This is a genomic window from Kushneria avicenniae (genome assembly GCF_900112585.1).
GTDB lineage: Bacteria > Pseudomonadota > Gammaproteobacteria > Pseudomonadales > Halomonadaceae > Kushneria > Kushneria avicenniae.
Genome location: NZ_FOLY01000004.1, coordinates 116,442 through 138,373 on the forward strand (window position 1 = coordinate 116,442; position 21,932 = coordinate 138,373).

Consider the following 21,932-nt stretch of genomic DNA (forward strand, 5'->3'; position numbering starts at 1 on the left):
CCATATCCATCCCCTGACACTGTTTTATTTATAACCGCTGTATTCTCGAAAGCCACTCTTTCAGGCGGCGGCGAGTATACCCTGGTCAGTATCAGGTTGCTGATCGTGTTCAAAAAACGGGCCATCAGGCCCGTCATTTCAATAGCGCATGGCTTGCCGCACTGGCGTCTACTCGGTGATCTGCGGCCAGTGATGGGTATCCACCACTTCGCCGTTTTCGACCACCTCCAGTACGATGGGAAACCCCCAGAGCCGGTGCAGATAGTGCAGTACCGGCGGCATCGACGCATCCAGACCGCGACGCTGCGTGCGCTCATGACGCAGTATCAGCGAGCGGTCACCGTGGATATTGGCCGCAAAGACCTGAATATCGGGCTCCCGATGCCCCAGCGAGTACTGCAGCGACAGCGCCTCCCGGATCCGCCGGTACCCACGCTCGTCGTGAATGGCCGATATCTCGATCATGTCATCGTGATCGTCATCAAGCAGCGCAAAGAGCTTCATGTCCCGGATCACCTTCGGCGACAAAAACTGCTGAATAAAGGACTCATCCTTGAAATTGCGCATGGCGAAATGCGCGGTATCGAGCCAGTCGCTGCCGGCCATGTCCGGAAACCAGGCACGGTCCTCCTCGGTCGGCTCGGTACAGATCCGCCTGATATCACTGAACATGGCAAACCCCAGCGCGTAGGGGTTAATGCCGTTATACCAGGGACTGTCAAAACCCGGCTGCGCCACTACCGCCGTATGCGACTGGAGAAACTCCAGCATCACGCCTTCGTTAATAAGCTCTTCATCGTAGAGACGATGCATGATGTTGTAGTGCCAGAAGGTGGCCCACCCTTCGTTCATGACCTGCGTCTGGCGCTGCGGATAGAAATACTGCGCCAGCTTGCGCACGATGCGCACGATCTCGCGCTGCCAGGGCTCCAGAAGCGGCGCGTTCTTCTCGATGAAGTAGAGCAGATTCTCCTGCGGCTCCGAGGGATAACGCGGGCGATGATGCCCATCCGACGCATCGCCGGCCTGGTCGGCATCAGCGGCACGCAGCTGTGGAATGGTGCTCCAGAGCGTGTTGATCTGCTGTTGCAGATAGCCTTCGCGTTCCTGCTGGCGACGCGCCTCTTCCTCGGCCGAGATGGGTGAGGGCCGCTTGTAGCGGTCTACCCCCTGGCTCTGCAGCGCATGACAGGCATCCAGCAGCTGCTCGACAGCCTCGACACCGTGGCGCTCTTCACACTCGCTGACGTAGCGCCGGGCAAAGACCAGGTAGTCGACAATGGCAGAGGCATCGGTCCAGGCGCGAAAGAGGTAGTTGCCCTTGAAAAAGGAGTTATGGCCATGACAGGCGTGCGCCATGACCAGAATCTGCATCATCAGGGTGTTTTCTTCCATCAGATAGGCAATGCAGGGATCGGAGTTGATCACCAGCTCATAGGCCAGCCCCATCTGCCCGCGTCGATAGGCCTGCTCGACCGACAGGAACTGCTTGCCGAACGACCAGTGGCTGTAGCCGACCGGCATACCGATGCTGGAATAGGCATCCATCATCTGCTCGGAAGTAATGATCTCGATCTGATTGGGATAGGTGTCCAGTCGATACTCACCGGCAATACGCGCGATCTCACGCTCATAGTATTCCAGATCGTCGAAGGACCAGTCCGACCCCTGCCCCAGAAAGTCCTCGTCCTGGGTCGGCTTGTAGACATTGCTCATGACCGCCCCTCCTGGCCGCCCTGACGGCTTTTGAATAGCTCACGAAAGACCGGATAGATGTCACCGGCCTGAACAATCTGGCGCATGGCAAAACGCTCGGGATAGCCTTCCTGCACCCGCGTGTACTCCTCCCAGAGTGCCTGGTGGGCATGCGGCGTGATTTCGACATAGGCGTAATACTGAAGCCGCGGCATCAGGGCATCCATCAGGATCTGACGGCACTGCACGGAGTCATCATCCCAGTTATCGCCGTCGCTGGCCTGCGCGACATAGAGATTCCACTGATTGGGCGGGTAGCGGGCCTCGATAATCTCATCGAGCAGCGTCAGGGCACTGGAAACGATCGTGCCGCCTGTCTCGCGCGAATAGAAAAAGGCCTCTTCGTCGACCTCCCGCGCCGACGTGTGGTGGCGAATGAACACCAGCTCGACTCGCTCGTAGTCGCGCTCAAGAAAGAGATACAGCAGCAGGAAGAAGCGCTTGGCAATGTCCTTGTGGTTCTGGGTCATGGACCCCGAGACGTCCATCACGCAGAACATGACCGCCTTGTTGGAAGGTTGCGGCTGATCGGTCAGATGGTTGTAGCGCAGATCATAGGTATCGATGAAGGGGACCGCTTCCAGACGCTTTTTCAGACGCTCGATCTCATCCTTCAACTCGCGTATCCGACCAGGGTGGCGCAGCACCGGGTCCTTGCGCTCTTCCTCCTCCAGCGCCTTTTGTGCATCACACAGAGCGCGCCGAATGGGTGCACGCATGGCGATGCGGCGGGCATGTGCCTCGCGCATCGAGCGCACGATGTTCATGCGGGCAGGCACCCCCTGGCGTGACACACCGGCGCGCATGGGGCGACACTCCTCCATATCGGAGAGCTGCTTGCGCTCCAGATGCGGCAACTCCAGCCCGTCAAAGATAAAGCTCAAAAATTCGTCCCGGGACAGCGTGAAGGCAAATTCGTCCATGCCCTCCCCCTGGTTGGAGGCCGAACCCTCACCGCTGCCGCCACCACCGCTGCCCCCCTGAGGGCGACGCAGCCGATCGCCTTCGGCGAACTCGCGGTTGCCGGGGCTGACCACGCTACGTCGTCCACCCTGCCCGTGGCGAAATACAGGTTCGGAAATGTCCCGTCCCGGGATGCTGATCTTCTCGCCGCGCTCCATGTCGGTAATCGAGCGTCGGTTGACCGACTCCTCTACCGCACGCTTGATGTGCTTTTGATAGCGTTTTAGAAAGCGCTGTCGATTGACCGCGCTCTTGTGACGGGCATTGCTGCGCCGATCGATGAAATAGCTCACGTCACCACCTCCTGCAGACCAATCACACCGGCTGCCCCGTGTCAGGGTGGGAATGGGCGCCGGGCATGCCGGCGCCAGCCGCTTACTGGGACTTGCGCACGCGCAGATACCACTCCGAGAGCAGGCGGACCTGCTTTTCGGTGTAGCCCCTTGCCACCATGCGATCGACGAAATCATCGTGTTTTCGGCGGTCCTCGTTGGAGGCCTTGGCATTGAACGAGATAACCGGCAGAAGCTCTTCGGTATTGGCAAACATCTTGTGTTCGATCACGCCCTTGAGCTTTTCATAGGACTGCCAGCCGGGATTGTGGCCGTCGTTTTGTGCCCGCGCGCGCAGCACAAAGTTGACAACCTCGTGACGAAAGTCCTTCGGGTTGGAGATACCCGCCGGCTTTTCGATCTTCTCGAGCTCTTCGTTGAGCGCCTGCCGGTCCAGCAGCTCACCCGTTTCCGGATCGCGGAATTCCTGATCCTGAATCCAGAAATCGGCGTAGGTCACATAGCGATCAAAGATGTTCTGGCCGTATTCACTGTAGGACTCCAGATAGGCGGTCTGGATCTCCTTGCCGATGAAGTCGACATATCGCGGGGCCAGATACTCCTTGATAAAGCGCAGGTAGCGATCATGCATTTCCCGCGGCAGCTGCTCCTGCTCGAGACGCTGCTCCAGCACGTACAACAGATGCACCGGGTTGGCGGCCACTTCACTGGAATCGAAGTTGAACACCTTGGAGAGAATCTTGAAGGCGAAGCGGGTCGACAGCCCCTCCATCCCCTCATCGACCCCGGCAGCGTCCCGATACTCCTGGATCGAACGGGCGCGCGGATCAGTATCCTTCAGGTTCTGACCGTCGTAGATGCGCATTTTGGAGTAGATGCTGGAATTTTCCGGCTCCTTGAGTCGTGACAGCACCGAGAACTGCGCCAGCATCCGCAGCGTATCGGGGGCGCAGGGAGCATGGGAGAGCGAGGAGTGCTGCAGCAGCTTTTCGTAGATCTTCATCTCTTCCGAGACGCGCAGCGAATAAGGCACCTTGACGATGTAGACACGGTCCAGAAAGGCCTCATTATTGCGATTGTTGCGAAACTGCTGCCATTCGGACTCGTTGGAGTGCGCCAGAATCACGCCATCAAAGGGGATGGCGCCCATGCCCTCGGTAGGGTTGTAGTTGCCCTCCTGGGTGGCAGTGAGCAGCGGATGCAGCACCTTGATGGGCGCCTTGAACATCTCCACGAACTCCATCAGCCCCTGATTGGCGCGGCAGAGCCCGCCGGAAAAACTGTAGGCGTCCGGATCGTCCTGGGAGTAGAGCTCAAGCTTGCGAATATCGACCTTGCCCACCAGCGACGAGATATCCTGATTGTTCTCATCACCCGGCTCGGTCTTGGAGATCGCGATCTGATTGAGCCGCGAGGGGTAGACCTTGACCACCCGGAAACGGGAAATATCGCCGCCGTATTCACGCAGGCGCTTGGCCGCCCAGGGGGACATGACGCTGCGCATGTAGCGCCTGGGAATGTTGTATTCGTTTTCCAGCGTCTCGCCATCCTCCTCGGGGCTGAAAAGGCCCAGCGGAGATTCGTGTACCGGCGAATCCTTGATGGCATAAAAGGGGATCTGCTCCATCAGCACCTTGAGGCGCTCGGCGATCGAGGACTTGCCACCACCGACCGGTCCGAGCAGATAGAGGATCTGCTTGCGCTCTTCGAGCCCCTGAGCGGCATGGCGGAAATAGGCCACAATCTGCTCGATGGCATCTTCCATGCCGTGAAACTCGGCAAAGGCGGGGTAGCGACGGATCAGCTTGTTGGAAAAAATACGGGAAAGGCGAGGATTTTTGGCAGTGTCGATGACTTCCGGCTCACCAATCGCTTTGAGCATGCGCTCGGAGGCACTGGCATAGGCGGTAGGGTCCCGACGGCAGAGCTCAAGATATTCCTGAAGGCTCATTTCTTCCTGAAGGGTGCGCTCAAAGCGGTGCTGCACATGATCAAAAATGCTCATGAACTTCTCCTTGAGTTGCGACGGTGTGCCCTGCCGTACGCACGCTCGTCATTTCCGTGAAAATCAATCGGCCACTGCGGCACTCCCGCTCATCGAAGGCTTTATTGCTTTTAAAGAAGGATTGGTCGTGTCGGTCCGGAGCACGCCGGATGACACCCCGGTCAGGTCAGAAGACGCGGCATGAAGACTGCCGCGTCGATGTCAGGGAAGATATCCCATCAATATCACTGTTGGCAGCGTTGTGCCAGTGCCCGACGAAGGTCGGCAACCAATGAATCGATCAATGCTTCAGAGGTATTCCAGCTACACACAAAACGAACGCCGCCCTCTCCTATGAAGGTATAAAACGTCCATCCGCATTCGCGCAAGTACTGTTGTGCTGCGGGAGGAATTTCCAGAAAGACACTGTTGGCCTGCACTGGAAACATGACATCAATGCCTTCCACATCACTTACGCCCTTCATAAGACGCTGCGCCATGGCGTTGGCGTGGGAGGCGTTGGCAAGCCAGGTATTGTTTTCCAGAAGCCCCAGCCAGGGGGCGCTGACAAAGCGCATCTTTGAGGCCAGCTGACCCGCCTGCTTGCAGCGATACTCGAAATCACGCGCCATGTCGCGATCAAAGAAGATAATGGCCTCGCCAAAGGCCAGCCCGTTCTTGGTGCCGGAAAAACACAATACATCCACGCCCGCCTTCCAGGTCATCTCGGCAGGCGTCACATCCAGTGATGCACAGGCGTTGGCAAAGCGAGCGCCATCCATATGAATTCTGAGATCATACTGATCGGCGACGGCACGGATGGCCTGCAGCTCTTCGAGCGAATAAAGCGTGCCCACCTCGGTGGCCTGGGTAATGGACACCACTCTGGGGCGCGGGTAGTGAATATCGTTGCGTCGGGTCACGACGCCGGCAATGCCTTCGGGAGTGAGCTTGCCCATGGGCGAATCGACCGGCAGCAGCTTTGAGCCGTTGGAAAAGAACTCCGGGCCGCCACACTCGTCGGTTTCAATATGAGCCAGCTGATGGCAGATCACGCCGTGATAGGACTGACACATCGACGCCAGCGCCAGCGAATTAGCGGCGGTGCCGTTGAAAACAAAAAAGATTTCGCAGTCCGTTTCGAAAAGCGTTCTGAACCGTGCAGCGGCGCGCTCGGTCCAGACATCATTGCCGTAGGCCAGATCGTCCAGCTCGTTGGCTCTTAGCAGATACTGCATGGCTTCGGGACAGATGCCCGAGGTGTTGTCGCTGGCCAGAAAACGCGGCGAAGCAGTGGCAATATCGCTGTTGGCGATCGTATTGCTGAAACCGGGGGTAGTCATGTTTTGATTATCCTGCAGCTTGTTATTGGCTTGCCGATCGAGGATCACTCGATCACTGGCATGGCTTATCAAGCATGAAGCGCGCAGGGATGGCTGGCAAGCAGGCACAGGAAAACCTGATAGCCGTACAACAGCGTACGAACCAGATAAATAGAATACTGACCGAAAAGAATTCGAGAAGGTCTAGAACCAGAGAGGATTACCGACAGGTAGGAAACATTCAAGCAGATGGCGGACTGGACGGGACTTGAACCCGCGACCTCCGGCGTGACAGGCCGGCATTCTAACCAACTGAACTACCAGTCCGCATAAGCTTGCAATGTCGTATCATCATTTAAAGATGATGGTGGGTGGTACTGGGCTCGAACCAGTGACCCCCAGCTTGTAAGGCTGGTGCTCTTCCAACTGAGCTAACCACCCGGCTATCGCTGATGCTGAAAAACATTGCCAGCATGACGATATTGTAATTTCGATGGCGGACTGGACGGGACTTGAACCCGCGACCTCCGGCGTGACAGGCCGGCATTCTAACCAACTGAACTACCAGTCCACTGTATCGAAATTTTGCTGCAACCAGAGATTTGGCGGACTGGACGGGACTTGAACCCGCGACCTCCGGCGTGACAGGCCGGCATTCTAACCAACTGAACTACCAGTCCGCAACTCTGAAAACAGCAACATGACCTTATCAGTAATGATGGTGGGTGGTACTGGGCTCGAACCAGTGACCCCCAGCTTGTAAGGCTGGTGCTCTTCCAACTGAGCTAACCACCCGGGTCATGTGGCGCTGCATTCTACCGATCATTACTGGAAAGTCAAACACTTCCTGAACGGAAAAGACAATTTCATGACAGCGACGCGTCGTCGTCCTGTGCCATCAGGTTGATCGTATCGATGCGATCGCGCTTCATCAGGCGCTGCTTCTCTTCGAGCCCGTGAAAATCAAACAGGTCGCGGTCCGCCAGCTGTGACGGTGCCACGTTGGTCAGCGCCTTGAACATGGTGTCGATACGCCCGGGATGCTTTTTCTCCCAGTCGGCAAGCATCTCCTTGACCACCTGTCGCTGCAGATTTTCCTGGCTGCCGCACAGGTTGCATGGAATGATCGGAAAAGCCATGGCCTCGGCAAACCGGGCGATATCGGCCTCCGAGCAGTAGGCCATCGGCCGGATCACGATATTCTTGCCATCATCGGAGAGCAGCTTGGGCGGCATCGACTTGAGCGAGCCCCCAAAGAACATGTTGAGAAAGAGCGTTTCCAGCATGTCATCACGATGGTGGCCCAGCGCGATCTTGTTGGCGCCGATCTCCTCGGCAAAACCGTAAAGCGTGCCCCGTCTCAGCCGCGAGCACAGCCCACAGGTCGTCTTGCCCTCGGGCACCTTCTCTTTCACGATCGAATAGGTATCACGTTCCACGATGTGATATTCGATACCCTGCTTCGACAGATACTCCGGCAGCACATGCTCGGGAAAGCCCGGCTGCTTCTGATCCATGTTGACGGCCACCAGCTCGAAACTCACCGGCGCGTTGCGCTGCAGATTGCGCAGAATCTCGAGCATGGTATAGGAGTCCTTGCCACCGGAGAGGCACACCATCACCCTGTCGCCATCATTGATCATGGCGTAGTCGATAATGGCGTTGCCGACGTTGCGGCGCAGGCGTTTTTGAAGCTTGTCGAATTCCCGCTTGTCACGGGTACTCACAGACTGATCAAGTTCTTGCATGGAGATGACTTCAGATTAATGCGACATTGGCGCTACTTTATCATCGCCGTCGGAGGCAGGCGAAGATCGAGTAGTGAATGCGGGGGTTGAGGGGGCGATGACGTCGACGCGCCATACGCGACGTTATCCGTGTTTCAAGGCTGCCATCATGAAGCAGCCATTACGTTGGTCAGGCAAGGATTCCCACGATGTTTCAGGGCTGGTTACTGCTCACCATCTCGCTTTTATACATCGTCACGCTGTTTGGCATCGCCTGGCGTGGCGACCAACGCGCACGGCGGCTCGGACCGGCAAAACGTCGACCGCTGGTGTACAGCCTTGCGCTGGCCGTCTACTGCACCTCCTGGACCTTCTACGGCAGCGTCGGTCAGGTCGCAGGCTCGGGACTGCAGTATCTCAGCGTTTTTTTGGGACCCATTCTCGCCTTTTTGCTGTTCTGGCCGATTCTGACCAAGATGATCCGGGTCGCCAAGGGACAAAATATTACCTCGATCGCCGACTTTATTGCCTCACGCTATGGCAAGACCCAGGCGCTGGCGGCACTGGCCAGTCTGGTGGCGCTGCTGGGCACCCTCCCTTACCTGGCCCTGCAGCTCAAGGCCATGGCGGCCAGTTTCACGGTGCTGACGGCCAACAATGACATCGTACGCTCTCCCATCCTTGGCGATACGGCGTTCTACGTCGCCGCACTCATGGCGCTGTTTGCAATCCTGTTCGGCACGCGCCACACCGATGCCACCGAGCATCACGAGGGTCTGATTCAGGCCATCGCCTTCGAGTCGGTGGTCAAGCTCGGCGCTTTTGTGCTGCTGGGCGCGCTGATCACATGGGGCGCGTTTGACGGCCTGAGCGAGCTTTCAAGCCGCGCGGTCCGGGACCTTTCCGCCGGCACCCATTTCAGCAGCGCCAGCTTCGGTCAGGGGTTCTGGACCCAGACCCTGCTGGCCATGCTGGCCGTGTTCTGCATTCCGCGTCAGTTCCATGTCACCGTGGTCGAAAACACCAGCACCGATGATACCGCCCGGGCACGCTGGCTCTTTCCGCTGTATCTGATCGCCGCCGGCTTTTTCGTATTGCCGCTGGCCGCGGCCGCCATGACGCTGTTCGAAGGTCAGAATCTTGATCCGGACACCTGGGTCCTGCATCTCGCCATGGCCGTCGATCAGCCCTGGCTGGTCATGGTTACCTTCATTGGCGGCTTCGCGGCCGCCAGCGGCATGGTCATCATGGCAGCGGTCACGCTCTCCATCATGATCTCCAACGAGGTCGTTATTCCGCTGCTGCTGCGCCTGAAGGGATTTGACGCCCGCAACGGCGACTACGCCCGCTGGGTTCTGCGTATTCGCCGTCTGATTATCGTGCTGACTCTGGCGCTGGCCTATGGATTCTACAAGCTGACGGCCACCTCAAGCTCACTGGCAAGTCTTGGCATCCTGTCACTGGCGGCGCTGGCGCAGCTCGCCCCGGCGCTGATCGGGGGCCTTTACTGGAAGCGCGGCAACCGCTTCGGCGTCAGCCTGGGCCTGGGACTGGGCTTTCTGATCTGGGCCTATACCCTGCTGCTGCCGACACTGGTACGCGCCGGCCTGCTCTCCTTCCCCGTTGATGCGGGCCCGATGGGCATCGAGCTGCTCAGCCCCTCCAATCTGCTGGGTCTGTCACTGAACGACCCCATCACGCAAGGCGTACTGCTGTCGCTGGGCGTAAACCTGTTCTGCTATATCTTTTTCTCCCAGATTACCCGGCAGCGCGTGGTCGAGCGCATTCAGGCCTCGCTGTTCGTGGACAGCGTGGCCTCTCATCAGACCCTGAGCAATCGACCCTGGGGCGGCACCACCTCGATTGGCGATCTCAAATCCCTTTCCCGCCGTTTTCTCAACGAGGATCAGGTCGAGCGCGCCTTCAGCGATTATGGCTGGCGCAATCAGCAGCGACTCGACCCGGGCATGCGCGCCTCGATTGATCTGATCGGCTTTACCGAACGCCTGCTGGCCTCGGCAATCGGCGCCTCTTCGGCCCGCATCGTGGTCAACTCGGCTCTGTCGGGACGGGACGTCTCCATCTCGGATGTCGTCTCCATCGTCGATGAAGCCTCACAGGTGCTCGAGTTCAACCGATCCCTTCTGCAGGCCACCATCGAGAACATCAACCAGGGCGTCATGGTGGTGGATCACAAGTTGCGCATCGTAGTCTGGAACCAGCGCTATCTGGAGCTTTTCCGCTTTCCCGATCATCTGGTTCATGTCGGCGAACCCATCGAGCGCATCTTTTTATACAACGCCGAGCACGGTGAATACGGCCCCGGGGACCCGCAGGAGCACGTGCGGCTGCTGATGGACAACATTCGCAGCGGCCACGCACATCACTACCAGCGTTACCGGCAGGATGACAGCGTGCTCGACATTCAGGGCAACCCCATGGTGGGCGGCGGCTTTGTCTATACCTATCAGGACATCACTGATCAGAAGCGTACCGAAGAAGCCCTGATTCGCTCGGAAAACAACATTCGCATCTATACCGACAACGTGCCGGCGCTGATCGCCTATTTCGACCGCGACTGTCACTACCTCTTCACCAACCGCGCCTACGAAACCGCCATGGAAGTGGACCGCCTTCAGGCCATTGGCAAGCGTGCCGAAGAGGTCATGAGCGCCAGTACATGGAAGCTGCGTGCGCCCTGGATGCAGCGGGCGCTCGGTGGCGAGCGCGTGTCGTGGGAGCTCTCCCTGCTCGACCGTGATGGCGGCACACGCTACATGCTGGCCACCTATACGCCGCACTTTGGTGAAGACGGCCGCGTACTGGGTTTCTTTGCGCTTTACCAGGATATTACCGAGCGCCGCCTGGCCGAGATCGCCTTGCAAGAAACCAACGAGCATCTGGAAGAGCGGGTGCGCGAGCGAACCCGAGAACTTTCCGAGGTCAACATTGCACTACGTCAGGAAAACCGGGTCCGCTCGGAAGCCGAACTGGCGCTGCGACAGGCCAAACAGGTTGCTGAAACCGCCAATGCCTCCAAGACCCGCTTTCTGGCCGCTGCCAGTCATGACCTCCTCCAGCCGCTCAACGCAGCGCGGCTGTTCACCTCAGCGCTGACCCAGCGTCTCGAGGAGAGCGAACATCATGACACACTGGTCCATATCGACAATTCGCTTCAGGCCGCCGAGGAACTGCTGGGCACGCTGCTGGACATCTCCAAACTGGATGCCGGTGCCCTGACACCCCGACGTCAGGTCGTGGCCCTCAACGAGATTCTGCGCCCTCTTTACGCCGAATTCTCGGTCATGGCGCAGGACCGCGGCCTGGATCTGGACATGATTGAAACAGGTGCCGTGATCGACAGCGACCCGCAGATGCTCAGACGCATCATCCAGAATTTTCTCTCCAACGCCCTGCGTTACACCCAGCACGGCCGCGTGCTGCTGGGCTGTCGTCGTCGAGGAGAGCAGCTGTCGATCGAAGTCTGGGACACCGGCCCCGGCATTCCGGAATCACGCCAGGCGGAAATCTTTCAGGAGTTTCGCCGTCTGGATCAGAAATCGCGCCACCGCGAGAGTGAAAAGGGGCTGGGGCTGGGGCTATCCATCGCCGATCGCATGGCACGCGTGCTGGACCATCCGATTACGATTCGCTCACGGGAAGGCCATGGCACCATGTTTGCCCTGACCGTGCCCCGCAAACAGGGTGCCACGCTGACGCCTCAGGAAACGCAGGCCGCACAGAAAAGTGCCGGCAACCGCATTCGCGGTGCCCGCATCATCTGTATCGATAACGAGACCATGACGCTTGAGGGTATGAAGGCCATGCTGGAAGGCTGGGAGTGCGAGGTGTTCACCGCCACCTCGATCGGCGGCGCCCGCTCGGTTGTTCGCAACATGACCGGCGAGCCTGACATCATTCTGGCCGACTACCATCTGGACAATGAAGTCACCGGCCTGATGGCGCTGGAGTCGCTTGCCGAGCGTTTCAGCAGGGACGTGCCGGGCATCGTGATCACGGCTGATCGGACCGAAGAAGTTGCCGATCAGATCCGACGCGCCGGCTATCATCAGCTCAGCAAGCCGGTCCGCCCGGCGGCCCTGCGCGCGCTGTTGACCCGAACCCTTCAGGCCAATCGCCGCCCCGAATAGCTCGCGCTGCTGTCGACCGACACAGAAAATCCCGGTACCTGCCGGGATTTTTCATGCCTGGTAGCGGCTTACTCTTCGACGCGTGAAGGCTCCACTTCAAGCTTCTGCGCGGCGATCACGGCCTGGGTGCGGGAATGAACGCCCAGCTTGCGCAGGATGGCCGTCACATGCGCCTTGATGGTCGCCTCGGAGACGTTAAGGTCGTAGGCAATCTGCTTGTTGAGCAGGCCTTCGGTCAACATGTTGAGAACGCGAAACTGCTGCGGCGTCAGCGAGGCGATCGCCGCGGCGAACCGGGCTTCTTCTTCGTCACCATCCCCCAGATAGTCCGCCATTTCGGGCGGTAGCCATATTTCGCCATCCAGAATGGCGCTGATGCCACCAGCGATGGTATCCAGCGATGCCGACTTGGGAATGAACCCGGATGCACCGTAGTCCAGTGAGCGGCGCACCACCTGCGGCTCTTCACTGCCGGAGATCACTGCCACCGGAATATCGGGCATCTGCCCGCGCAGCTGTATCAGGCCCGAAAAGCCGTGTGCTCCGGGCATACGCAGGTCCAGAAGAATCAGGTCGGCATCGGGGTGACGCGTGACGACCTCGATGGTGGCTTCCATGGTGTCGGCTTCAACAATCTCGGCATTGGCCGCTACCTGACGCAGCGACTGCGTCAGTGCCGCACGAAACAAGGGGTGATCATCTGCCACGATAAACTTCTGGGCAAAGGCCATGCGGTTTCCTCCAGGATTCCCCGTATCATTCAGGACGGCCCAGCCCCGGTCAAAACGCGGTCAGCCACGTCATCAGCAGTGCAAGGCCGAGCGTCATCATGCCATCTGCCGATCATGTTTATGTAACCAGCAATCTCAGCATGTTATCCCATGATTTTTTTATTTCCAAAATAAAACGTTGGCAACCGGTTTCCCGGCACCAACGTTCATTATGCGACAAGATGACACGCTTGTCGTGACTCAGAAGCAGATGAGCATATTCCTAATGGTGCACACGCTCCCTGATCAGGGCCGCTACCACGTCAGGATCGGAGAGCGTGCTGATATCCCCCAGCCCATCCACTTCGTTGGCCGCAATCTTGCGAAGAATACGACGCATGATCTTGCCCGAACGCGTCTTGGGCAGACCCGGCGCCCACTGAATGGCATCGAGCCTGGCAATCGCTCCGATATCGCGGCGCACGACATCATTGAGTTCCCGGCTCAGATCCTCGGAAGGCTCCACGCCCTGCATCAGGGTGATATAGGCATAGATACCCTGCCCCTTCATGTCATGAGGGAAGCCGACCACGGCGGCCTCGGCCACCGCAGGGTGAGCCACCAGCGCCGATTCGATTTCGGCCGTTCCCATGCGGTGTCCGGACACGTTAAGCACGTCATCGATGCGTCCGGTGATCCAGTAGTCCCCGTCGGCATCGCGATGCGCCCCGTCACCGGTAAAGTAGGTGCCGGGATGGGTGCTGAAATAGGTTTCCTCAAAGCGCTCGTGGTTGCCCCAGATGGTACGCGCCTGTCCCGGCCAGCTGCCCTCGATGACCAGACTACCATCCCCTTCACCTTCAATACGCCTGCCCTCGGCATCCATCAGTGCCGGGCGAATGCCGAAGAAGGGACGCATGGCCGCGCCGGGCTTGACGTTATCAACATCGGTCAGCGGTGCCATCATGTGGCCACCGGTTTCGGTCTGCCACCAGGTGTCCATGATCGGGCAGCGTCCCTTGCCGATGATCTGATGGCTGAAGTGCCATGCCTGCGGGTTGATGGGCTCGCCGACTGTACCGATAAGGCGCAGTGAATCGCGCTGACTGCTGTCCAGTACATGATCGCCGTGCCCCATCATGGCGCGAATGGCCGTCGGGGAGGTGTAGAAAATCGTGATGTTGTGCCGATCGATAACTTCCCCCACGCGACCATAATCCGGATAGCTCGGCACCCCCTCGAACATGACCGTGGTCGCCCCATTGGCCAGGGGTCCATATACCACATAGGAGTGGCCGGTCACCCAGCCCACGTCGGCAGCACACCAGTAGACATCATCCTCACGCAGATCAAAGATCTGCTGATGGGTCATGGCTGCAAACAGCAGATAGCCGCCGGTGGTATGCATCAGCCCCTTGGGCGTGCCGGTCGATCCGGAAGTATAGAGGATGAACAGCGGATCCTCGGCGTTCATGGCTTCAGGCTCGCAGACTTCGGACTGCTCCTTCATCATTGCGCAGGCATCGATGTCGCGTGATTGCCAGTCGATCGACCCATCGCCACAGGGTACGACCAGCACATGCTCGACGCAGTCAGTGCCCTTGATGGACAGCGCTTCATCAACGTTTTTCTTCAGCGGTACCTGCTTGCCACCACGACGCGAGACATTCGAGGTAATGACCACCCGCGATTGGCAGTCCGAGATGCGACCGGCCAGCGCCTCGGGGGAGAAACCACCGAACACCACCGAATGCACCACGCCGATGCGGGCACATGCCAGCATGGCAACGCCAGCTTCCGGGATCATCGGCATATAAAGCGTGACGGTATCCCCACGCTTGACGCCAAGCGCCTTGAGCATGTTGGCAAACTGACAGGTCTGCCGATGCAGCTCGCGATAGGTAATGGTTCGCTGGTGGTCGGGGTTGTCACCCTCCCAGACGATGGCGGGCTTGTCGCCGCGGCTTTCCAGATGTCGATCAAGACAGTTGACCGAGGCATTGAGCTCGCCGTCCGCAAACCACTTGATTCGAGAATGGTTGTCGCCGAAATGACCGTCGAGTATTTTTTCGGGCGTGCGCATCCAGTCAAGACGCTGCATCTCTTCGCGCCAGAAGGCTTCAGGAGATTCGATCGAATAGCGATAGCGCTCACGATAGTCCTGCTCGCTCATCGGACCAGGCAGCTTTTGTGCGGCACCTGCCATGGCATGGGCAGTCTGGCTCATGTCGCATCTCCTCAGTCTGACAGGGTCACGGCCCCCATCATGAATAGTGTGATGCCTAGATTAGCGCCGGGCAGGGGCAGACTGACCATTAGACCATGGTCACTGTTCGACCAATCTCTTGGCGCCATGATCCGAAACCTTTCCCTCAAGGCGAAGCACCACGCCGCAGTGACGACAGCGGTATCGGCTGCCGCGCCGCTCGTTGTTATAGCGCCGGCGGGTAAAGTAGTGATGGCGACAATCACAAACGTAGCGATAGGGTGCCGGGCTGGCACGCGAGGTATCAAAGCGGTGGGTGACGCTGGGTGAGCGATCAAACACCCTGACCATTACCCGCTGCCACTCAACGCCATGAGGGCGAACGCGCCCCGGATACACGTGATGCACCACCCAGTGGGCCATTTCATGGGGCACCACCTCGTTTAAAAAGGTATCGGGCTGCTCGGCGTAGAGCGTCATGTTAAAGCGTAGCCCGCCACGACCGTAATGGGCCTGACCCGCGCTGCGCCCGCGCAGATCGCACCAGATTCCGGGTGCGGGCAGCATTGGGTAATGACGCTGTGCGATGCGCAGACACCGTGTCACGCAGGTCAGAAGCCGCGCCTGACTGGCATCACCGGCAGGAAAGCTGTCACCGACAGGAAAGTCGTCACCGTGATTGGAAAGAGATCTGGTCATGGATGATAAACTGTTGGCTCTCGACCCGGCGGCTTGATTGCCGCACCACGCGCTGCTTACTGGATGGACATTGCTCAATGAATGATATCACGGCCGATACGCCGCAACCGGTACCGCTGCTGGAAGATGACCGTCTTGACGCGCTGTTCGAGTTCATGGACTCCGAACGGGTCAGCGAAGAAGCGCTGGACCTTTTCGGCGCTCACGGTCTTCTGACCGCACTGGCCATCTCGACCGTGGCACATGACCGCGATGAACGACATGCCCTGATCTTTGATACCACGCCCGAATTCGACGACGACCAGCAGCGCCAGAGCGTTCTCGAAGCACTGGATGCTCTGATCGACAACGCCGTTGATGTGTTTGAAGGCGGCAACGTCCCGGACCTGCCCTTTGATCTCGAGTTCGAGGGCAGTGATGAGGACAACGAAGAGCATCCCGCAAGGCTCTGGTGTGCCGGCTTCATGGAGGGCGTTTTCCTTGATGAAGAGGCCTGGTTCGGCGCGCAGGAGGAGACGGCCGCCGAACTACTGCTGCCTTTCATGACCCTGTCCGGGCTTTTTGATGAAGAAGACCCGGAGCTTGCCGCACTGGGACAGCAGCCGGCCGAGGCCACTCGCCTGGCGGGCCAGCTCGCCGAACTGACGCTGGATCTTTATCTGCTGCAGCGCGCCCCGGCCGAAAAACCGGCCCCGAAGGGCGGCCCCACCAAGGGCGGCAAGGGCAAATCCGGCAGCAAGGGCCCGGGAAAACGTTCGCAACGGTAACGTCTCTCAAACCTTCAGAAACACGCTCAGCGCAATCGCGTGATGAGCGCATCCATGACGCCATATCCCCATTCGCGCAGGCGCTGGCGTCGCGATCGTGACGCCCAGCGCGCGGCGCTGATCTCGTGGCACTGTTCAAAGCAGTGCTCGAACAGCGTTCCCAGCTCGGTGGCAAAGTCGTCGTCATCGATCTCCTGATTGGCTTCCAGATTCCACTGCAGACTCCAGTGATCGAAGTTGCACGAGCCAATGGTCGACCAGCCGTCGCACAGGCTGAACTTGGCGTGAATAAAGCGCGGCTGAAATTCGAAGATACGCACACCAGCGCGCAAAAGCCGAGTGAAAAAGCGCTGGCCGGCGTAGCGCACGCTGGGGTGATCATGATCGCGGGCGGCCAGCAGCAGCCTGACATCCACCCCACGCCGCGCCGCGCGACGCAGCTGCCGTCTCAGGGTGCGGGTAGGCACAAAATAGGGGGTACAGATCCATATGCGCTCACGGGCAGTGCCAACCTGGTGCTGCAGCGAGCGGCGTATGGCCTGATAGCGGTAGCCCTGTCCCCAGACCAAACGCCCGACCATGCTGCCCTCGCAGCGCATCGAATGCGGCGTAATGACCGGGACGCTGTTGGTCTTTCGCGCACCGGTGACAAAATCCTGCGCCTTGCGTGAGCGCCATGCCCGGTTGAACAGCCTGATCCAGTCATCAACACAGGGGCCGGTAATGCGCACGGCCACTTCGAACCATGATCTCAAAAACTGATCGCTGATGCCGAACCCACCGGTAAAGGCGGTGTGACCGTCGATGACGATCAGCTTGCGATGGTCGCGCGAGATAAAACGCCCCAGATGCCGGAGCGACAGTACATTGAACTCACGAAGCGACACGCCGGCATCGGCCAGCCGCTGCTTGCTTTCACCAGAGAGCGACCATGAACCGCAGGCATCGATCAGCAGACGCACGTCAACGCCGCGGGCGACGGCGCTCTCGAGCGCCGTGAAAAAGCGCTCGGCCATCTCGCCGTCCTCGACGATATAGAGCTCGATCAGAATCGACGCTTCGGCCTGATCGATGGCATTCAACAGTGCCGGCACAAACCGCTCTGCCCTGGGCAGCAGGGAAAAATGATTGCCGTCGTGCCACTGCTCTCTCATGCTGCCTTCTCCCTGCCTTGCCCCCGGGGCCATGTCGATTCAGCCAGCGCTATACTATAGTGCCATGTCATCGGATCGTTGCAGACCTTCCTGTCAGATCATTCGGTCCGTCCGCTTTCCTGATTCAGCGAGCAGCCATGCCCATGTTTGAAAAGTCCTCACCACAGGGATTCTGGCAGCGGCTCGGCTGTCGGATACTCGGCGCCTGGCTGCGCTTTCGAAGCGTGGATCCCGAACGCCCCGAGTCCGTCATCACATCAGACACTCGGCCAGTGATCTATTTGCTGCCGGTATCGGCGCTCTCCGATCGCCTGGCCCTGTCCATATTCTGTCAGCGCCATCGCCTGCCCTCTCCCGATGGGGACGTCTGTCTGGCGTCGGGACAGCATTTCCCGGCACATCTGGCCCTCTTCGATGCCGCCCACTATCGCCGCCATCGTGGTCATGTCGATCGCTCCACGTCGCTTGATCACCTGATCACCACCCTGGAGCAGCATTCCGACAGCGATGTGGACATCGTACCGGTCACCCTGTTCTGGGGTCGTGCACCGCAGCGCGAGCGCGTGGGGCTTCGTCATCTGCTGACCTCCGATGGCTGGTCGCTGGTGGGCCGGCTTCAGCGTCTGGCCGGCGTCATCATCAACGGCCGCTCGCTCGAAATCCGCCTGGGAGAGCCGGTATCGCTGCGTGCGCTGATGAGCCACGGCGATGTCGATCAGCAGTTCAATCGCATCCGTATTACCCGCTTCCTGCGGCGCTATTTCCGGCGCATTCGCCTGCAGGCCATTGGCCCGGACCTGTCTCATCGACGCACCCTGATCCGGCGCGTATTGCGTCAGCCTGCCGTACAGGAGGCCGCTCATCACATCGCGCTGGAGCGCGGCGAACAGGACGCGCGTGCCCTGCAGCGTGCCGAGCGCTACGGCTTCGAAATCGCCGCCAACATGTCGGCGCCCGTGCTGCGCTTTCTCTATCAGGTACTGGGGCGCCTGTGGAACCGGCTCTATGATGGTGTCGACGTGCACGGCATCGAGGATATCGAGGCTCTGGCCGGTACCCATGAGCTGGTTTATGTCCCCTGCCATCGCAGCCACATCGACTATCTGCTGCTCTCCTACGTGCTCTATCAGCAGGGGCTGATGCCACCGCATATCGCCGCCGGCCGCAATCTCGACATGCCCCTGATCGGCCCGCTGCTGCGCCGGGCCGGTGCCTTTTTCATGCGCCGCAGCTTTCGCGGCAACCGACTCTATAGCGCCGTATTCAACGAATACCTGCATCAGCTCCTGTCGCAGGGCCATCCGGTGGAATACTTCATTGAAGGAGGGCGTTCGCGTACCGGTCGAATGCTCTCGCCGCGCCCCGGCATGCTGTCGATGACGCTGCGCTCCCACGCGCGAGCGCCCAGCCGTGAACTGGCCTTTGTGCCGATCTATATCGGCTACGAGAAGGTACTCGAGTCCAATGCCTACATTCGTGAGCTGCGCACCGGCAAAAAGCGCAAGGAGACGCCGCTGGGACTGTTGCGCGTGCTGCGCCACCTGCGTCAACCCTTCGGACGCGTTCAGGTCAGCGTTGGAGAGCCGCTGGCACTGGGCAGCTATCTGGATCAGCGCTTCCCCGACTGGCGCTCGCAACCACCCGGGGCCGATGCCGACTGGCTGCGTGAAGCCGTGCCGGACCTGAGCCAGGAGATTGCCACTCGCATCAACCACGCGGCCGCACTCACGCCCATTGCCATGGTGGCCCTGACCCTTCTGGCCACGCCGCACCGCACCATCGAAATCGATCTGCTGCTGCGCCAGCTCAAGACCCTTTATGCCCTGCAGGCTCAGCTACCGGGCGGCAAGCGTGTTCGCCTGCCGGAGCAAGGCCCCCGGGAGTGGATCGAGCGCAGCGAATATCTGGGCATGGTCAGTCGTATCGAGCACTCGCTGGGCGATATGATCACCGTGAGCGACGAACGGGCCACACTGTTGACCTGGTATCGCAACAACATCCTGCATCTTTTCGCCCTGCATGCGTTGGTGGCGTTTGCCTTTCGCAACAACGCAAGCCTTGACTTCGAAACGCTGGACACCCTGCTGGCGCCGATCTGGCCGGCCCTGCAGCAGGAGTATTTTATCGAGGACGACGACACGCCGTTTGCCGAGCACCTGAACGATGTGCTGGATGTCTTCGTGGCGCTGGGGCTCTTGAAACGACAGGGAGAGCACTGGCATCGCCCTGAAACAGGTAATGAAGCGCGTGAACGGCTTTATCTGCTGGGTCGGGCCATTCAGCCCACACTCGAGCGCGGGTTTATTCTTTTCTCGACGCTGATGCACTATCCCAGCGGCACCATCAGCCGAGAGGTGCTGGAAGCCCAGAGTCAGCTGCTGGCAGAGCGCCTGACGCGGCTGCAGGGGCTCAACGCACCGGAATTCTTTGACCGTCGTCTGTTTGCCGGGCTGCTGGATACCCTCGAGCGTGACGGCTGGCTCTGGCAGTCGCAGGAGCGACTCAATTTTGACGCCCGCCTGCCGGAGGCGCTGATGAAAAGCCGTGCACTGTTTGATCCGGCCCTGCGTCATCGCCTGACGGAGCTGACCGCCGGGCGGCCGCATACGGAGGCGTCAGCGTGATGGCTTCAGGGAGCGATGGACATAAAGGTCGTAGCGGCTGTTTCTGGACACGATCTCATGGCTGGGCGCCGGCCCGTCAATTGGCGGCGCCCCCTTCGGACGCTTGACCACAACCCGGTGCGTGGCGACATCAAGCGCCTGATCGAGAAGCTGCGCCGCGTCGGCGTCATCACCGACCAGATGGCGGAAAATGCGCATCTCCTTTTTGACCAGCGCGGACTTGTCCTGATGGGGATACATGGGATCAAGATGTATGACCTGAGGCGTGATCCCGGAGACAGCCACCAGCGCTGACAGCGTCTGGCTGCTGTCGCCTTCAGCAAAATGAAGCCGCTGCGTCAGAGACGCCAGCTCACCAACCTCACCGGCGCGCATCAACGCATCGAAAAGCAGCGCGGCCACCACCGGATGCCGCTCGATCATCAGCACCCGCGCCCCCAGCGAGGCCAGTACCGCACTATCACGCCCAAGGCCTGCCGTAGCATCAATGATGTCCGGCGACACGCCCTGTTTCATACCGCAGGCGCGCGCAATCAGCTGTCCACGCCCACCACCGAACTGACGTCGATGCGCCACGCCACCGCTGACCAGATCGGCGCGTATCGGCGCGCCGAAACGTTGCCTGTCGCCCCCCAGCTCCAGTCCCTGCTCACCATAGTGCAGCCATAGCGCATGACTGCCCGGTGTCTGCACCAGAGCAAGCCCCAGCCGCTGCGCCAGGGCCCGGCTGGGAGCGTCATCACCCACCACCACGGGCTGCGTGTCGGCATCTGTACCGGTCATGCCAGAAAGATGAACAAAAAGACGCCCAGAATCAGACGATAGATGACAAAGGGCAGCATGCCGATACGATCCAGTGCGGCCAGAAAGAGCTTGATGCAGGCCAGCGCCGAGAGGAAGGACAATACAACACCCCCCAGGATAGGCAGCCAGTGCGCATCAGCGCCGGTCTCGGCAAGCTCGATCCCCTTGAAGGTGCCGGCCGCCAGAATCAGTGGAATCGACATCAGAAACGAAAAACGTGCTGCCGTCTGGCGGGTATAGCCCAGAAGCAGTGCCGCCGTAATGGTAATGCCCGAACGCGAGGTGCCGGGAATCAGGGCCAGTGCCTGGGCGAAGCCGATCAGCAGCGCATTTTTCAGCGTCATCTGCGACATGACCAGCTTTCTGATGCCCTTGACGTCCGCCCACCACAGCAGCAGACCAAAGACGATGGTGGTGGTTGCAATGACAAGACCTGACCGGGCATAGCTGCTGATCAGATCATCGGCGAGAAATCCCAGAATGCCGGCAGGCAAAGTAGCGACAATGACCGCCCAGCCGATACGAGCCTCTTCGCTCGGTCGGCGCTTGAATACATGTGCAAACCAGCCTCCCAGAATGGCAATGACGTCCTTGCGAAACGCCATTAAAACGGCCAGAAGCGTGCCGACATGAACGGCAACATCAAATGCCAGACCCTGATCGGGCCAGCCAAACAGCTGTGATGGCAGAATCAGATGCGCCGATGACGACACCGGCAGGAATTCGGAGACCCCCTGAATGAGGGAGAGCACCACCACATGAAACCAATCCAT

At 59.6% G+C, this 21,932-nt stretch carries 14 protein-coding genes and 5 tRNA genes; 3 read left to right on the forward strand and 16 right to left on the reverse strand.

Translation table 11 applies throughout. From position 1 onward, the window contains the following. Positions 1–168: 168 nt before the first annotated feature. The 10 genes from BM079_RS09820 to ttcA form a co-directional block, all read right to left on the reverse strand. Positions 169–1,716: a SpoVR family protein gene (locus BM079_RS09820; protein WP_090133521.1), complete on the reverse strand. Its 1,548-nt coding sequence runs from the start codon at positions 1,714–1,716 to the stop codon at positions 169–171. Next, positions 1,713–3,011 carry a YeaH/YhbH family protein gene (locus BM079_RS09825; RefSeq protein ID WP_090133523.1) on the reverse strand — a complete coding sequence of 433 codons (1,299 nt, stop codon included), beginning with the start codon at positions 3,009–3,011 and terminating at the stop codon, positions 1,713–1,715. The genes BM079_RS09820 and BM079_RS09825 overlap by 4 nt, the downstream gene beginning before the upstream one ends. An 82-nt stretch (positions 3,012–3,093) precedes the next feature. After that, positions 3,094–5,016 (reverse strand): PrkA family serine protein kinase, encoded by a 1,923-nt coding sequence (locus tag BM079_RS09830; RefSeq protein ID WP_090133525.1) that lies wholly within the window; start codon positions 5,014–5,016, stop codon positions 3,094–3,096. A 224-nt stretch (positions 5,017–5,240) separates the two neighbouring features. After that, a complete protein-coding gene (locus BM079_RS09835) occupies positions 5,241–6,338 on the reverse strand; it encodes a threonine aldolase family protein (RefSeq protein ID WP_090133527.1) in 1,098 nt (365 codons plus the stop codon). Between the two features lie 229 nt (positions 6,339–6,567). Beyond that, positions 6,568–6,644, reverse strand: a tRNA-Asp gene (locus tag BM079_RS09840). Positions 6,645–6,682: 38 nt separating this feature from the next. Then, positions 6,683–6,758 (reverse strand) — tRNA-Val (locus BM079_RS09845). A gap of 53 nt (positions 6,759–6,811) precedes the next feature. After that, positions 6,812–6,888 (reverse strand) — tRNA-Asp (locus BM079_RS09850). Between the two features lie 32 nt (positions 6,889–6,920). Then, positions 6,921–6,997 (reverse strand) — tRNA-Asp (locus BM079_RS09855). Positions 6,998–7,036: 39 nt separating this feature from the next. Further along, positions 7,037–7,112, reverse strand: a tRNA-Val gene (locus tag BM079_RS09860). Between the two features lie 71 nt (positions 7,113–7,183). Further along, the gene (ttcA, locus tag BM079_RS09865; RefSeq protein WP_090133528.1) at positions 7,184–8,065 is read right to left on the reverse strand and encodes a tRNA 2-thiocytidine(32) synthetase TtcA; all 882 of its coding nucleotides are present in this window, start codon (positions 8,063–8,065) and stop codon (positions 7,184–7,186) included. Between the two features lie 188 nt (positions 8,066–8,253). On the opposite strand from ttcA, the gene BM079_RS09870 reads away from it, so the two are divergent. After that, positions 8,254–12,195, forward strand: a complete 3,942-nt coding sequence (locus BM079_RS09870; RefSeq protein ID WP_090133530.1) for a hybrid sensor histidine kinase/response regulator — start codon at positions 8,254–8,256, stop codon at positions 12,193–12,195. A 68-nt stretch (positions 12,196–12,263) separates the two neighbouring features. Here BM079_RS09870 and BM079_RS09875 read toward each other — a convergent pair whose 3' ends face one another. From BM079_RS09875 to BM079_RS09885, 3 genes are all read right to left on the reverse strand, one after another. Next, positions 12,264–12,926 carry a response regulator gene (locus tag BM079_RS09875; protein WP_090133533.1) on the reverse strand — a complete coding sequence of 221 codons (663 nt, stop codon included), beginning with the start codon at positions 12,924–12,926 and terminating at the stop codon, positions 12,264–12,266. Between the two features lie 262 nt (positions 12,927–13,188). Next, positions 13,189–15,111, reverse strand: coding sequence for an acetate--CoA ligase (acs, locus tag BM079_RS09880; RefSeq protein ID WP_245743001.1), 1,923 nt, complete (start codon positions 15,109–15,111; stop codon positions 13,189–13,191). A 120-nt stretch (positions 15,112–15,231) separates the two neighbouring features. Next, positions 15,232–15,810 carry a SprT family zinc-dependent metalloprotease gene (locus tag BM079_RS09885; RefSeq protein WP_090133538.1) on the reverse strand — a complete coding sequence of 193 codons (579 nt, stop codon included), beginning with the start codon at positions 15,808–15,810 and terminating at the stop codon, positions 15,232–15,234. 77 nt (positions 15,811–15,887) lie between these two features. Here BM079_RS09885 and BM079_RS09890 point away from each other — a divergent pair, with 77 nt between their 5' ends. Further along, entirely contained in the window at positions 15,888–16,577 is a 690-nt protein-coding gene (locus BM079_RS09890; RefSeq protein WP_090133540.1) for a YecA/YgfB family protein, read from the forward strand. Between the two features lie 26 nt (positions 16,578–16,603). On the opposite strand, the gene BM079_RS09895 is transcribed toward BM079_RS09890, so the two are convergent. Continuing rightward, complete coding sequence (locus BM079_RS09895) at positions 16,604–17,731, reverse strand: phospholipase D-like domain-containing protein (RefSeq protein ID WP_090133542.1); 1,128 nt, start codon at positions 17,729–17,731, stop codon at positions 16,604–16,606. Between the two features lie 137 nt (positions 17,732–17,868). On the opposite strand from BM079_RS09895, the gene plsB reads away from it, so the two are divergent. Further along, the gene (plsB, locus tag BM079_RS09900) at positions 17,869–20,355 is read left to right on the forward strand and encodes a glycerol-3-phosphate 1-O-acyltransferase PlsB (protein WP_245742951.1); all 2,487 of its coding nucleotides are present in this window, start codon (positions 17,869–17,871) and stop codon (positions 20,353–20,355) included. Here the strand turns inward: plsB and BM079_RS09905 are convergent. Both BM079_RS09905 and BM079_RS09910 read right to left on the reverse strand, forming a co-directional pair. Next, on the reverse strand, positions 20,347–21,138 hold the full coding sequence (locus BM079_RS09905; RefSeq protein WP_090133545.1) for a class I SAM-dependent methyltransferase: 792 nt from the start codon (positions 21,136–21,138) through the stop codon (positions 20,347–20,349). The genes plsB and BM079_RS09905 overlap by 9 nt on opposite strands. Continuing rightward, entirely contained in the window at positions 21,135–21,932 is a 798-nt protein-coding gene (locus BM079_RS09910) for an undecaprenyl-diphosphate phosphatase (RefSeq protein ID WP_090133548.1), read from the reverse strand. Before BM079_RS09910 ends, BM079_RS09905 begins: the two co-directional genes overlap by 4 nt.

What these genes read in the sequence shown, in the direction of transcription:
- BM079_RS09905 (WP_090133545.1), bottom strand. Translation starts at nt 21,138, where the DNA reads ATGACCGGTACAGATGCCGACACGCAGCCCGTGGTGGTGGGTGATGAC.
- BM079_RS09910 (WP_090133548.1), bottom strand. Translation starts at nt 21,932, where the DNA reads ATGGATTGGTTTCATGTGGTGGTGCTCTCCCTCATTCAGGGGGTCTCC.
- ttcA (WP_090133528.1), bottom strand. Translation starts at nt 8,065, where the DNA reads ATGCAAGAACTTGATCAGTCTGTGAGTACCCGTGACAAGCGGGAATTC.
- BM079_RS09895 (WP_090133542.1), bottom strand. Translation starts at nt 17,731, where the DNA reads ATGAGAGAGCAGTGGCACGACGGCAATCATTTTTCCCTGCTGCCCAGG.
- BM079_RS09870 (WP_090133530.1), top strand. Translation starts at nt 8,254, where the DNA reads ATGTTTCAGGGCTGGTTACTGCTCACCATCTCGCTTTTATACATCGTC.
- BM079_RS09875 (WP_090133533.1), bottom strand. Translation starts at nt 12,926, where the DNA reads ATGGCCTTTGCCCAGAAGTTTATCGTGGCAGATGATCACCCCTTGTTT.
- acs (WP_245743001.1), bottom strand. Translation starts at nt 15,111, where the DNA reads ATGGCAGGTGCCGCACAAAAGCTGCCTGGTCCGATGAGCGAGCAGGAC.
- BM079_RS09885 (WP_090133538.1), bottom strand. Translation starts at nt 15,810, where the DNA reads ATGACCAGATCTCTTTCCAATCACGGTGACGACTTTCCTGTCGGTGAC.
- BM079_RS09820 (WP_090133521.1), bottom strand. Translation starts at nt 1,716, where the DNA reads ATGAGCAATGTCTACAAGCCGACCCAGGACGAGGACTTTCTGGGGCAG.
- plsB (WP_245742951.1), top strand. Translation starts at nt 17,869, where the DNA reads ATGCCCATGTTTGAAAAGTCCTCACCACAGGGATTCTGGCAGCGGCTC.
- BM079_RS09835 (WP_090133527.1), bottom strand. Translation starts at nt 6,338, where the DNA reads ATGACTACCCCCGGTTTCAGCAATACGATCGCCAACAGCGATATTGCC.
- BM079_RS09890 (WP_090133540.1), top strand. Translation starts at nt 15,888, where the DNA reads ATGAATGATATCACGGCCGATACGCCGCAACCGGTACCGCTGCTGGAA.
- BM079_RS09830 (WP_090133525.1), bottom strand. Translation starts at nt 5,016, where the DNA reads ATGAGCATTTTTGATCATGTGCAGCACCGCTTTGAGCGCACCCTTCAG.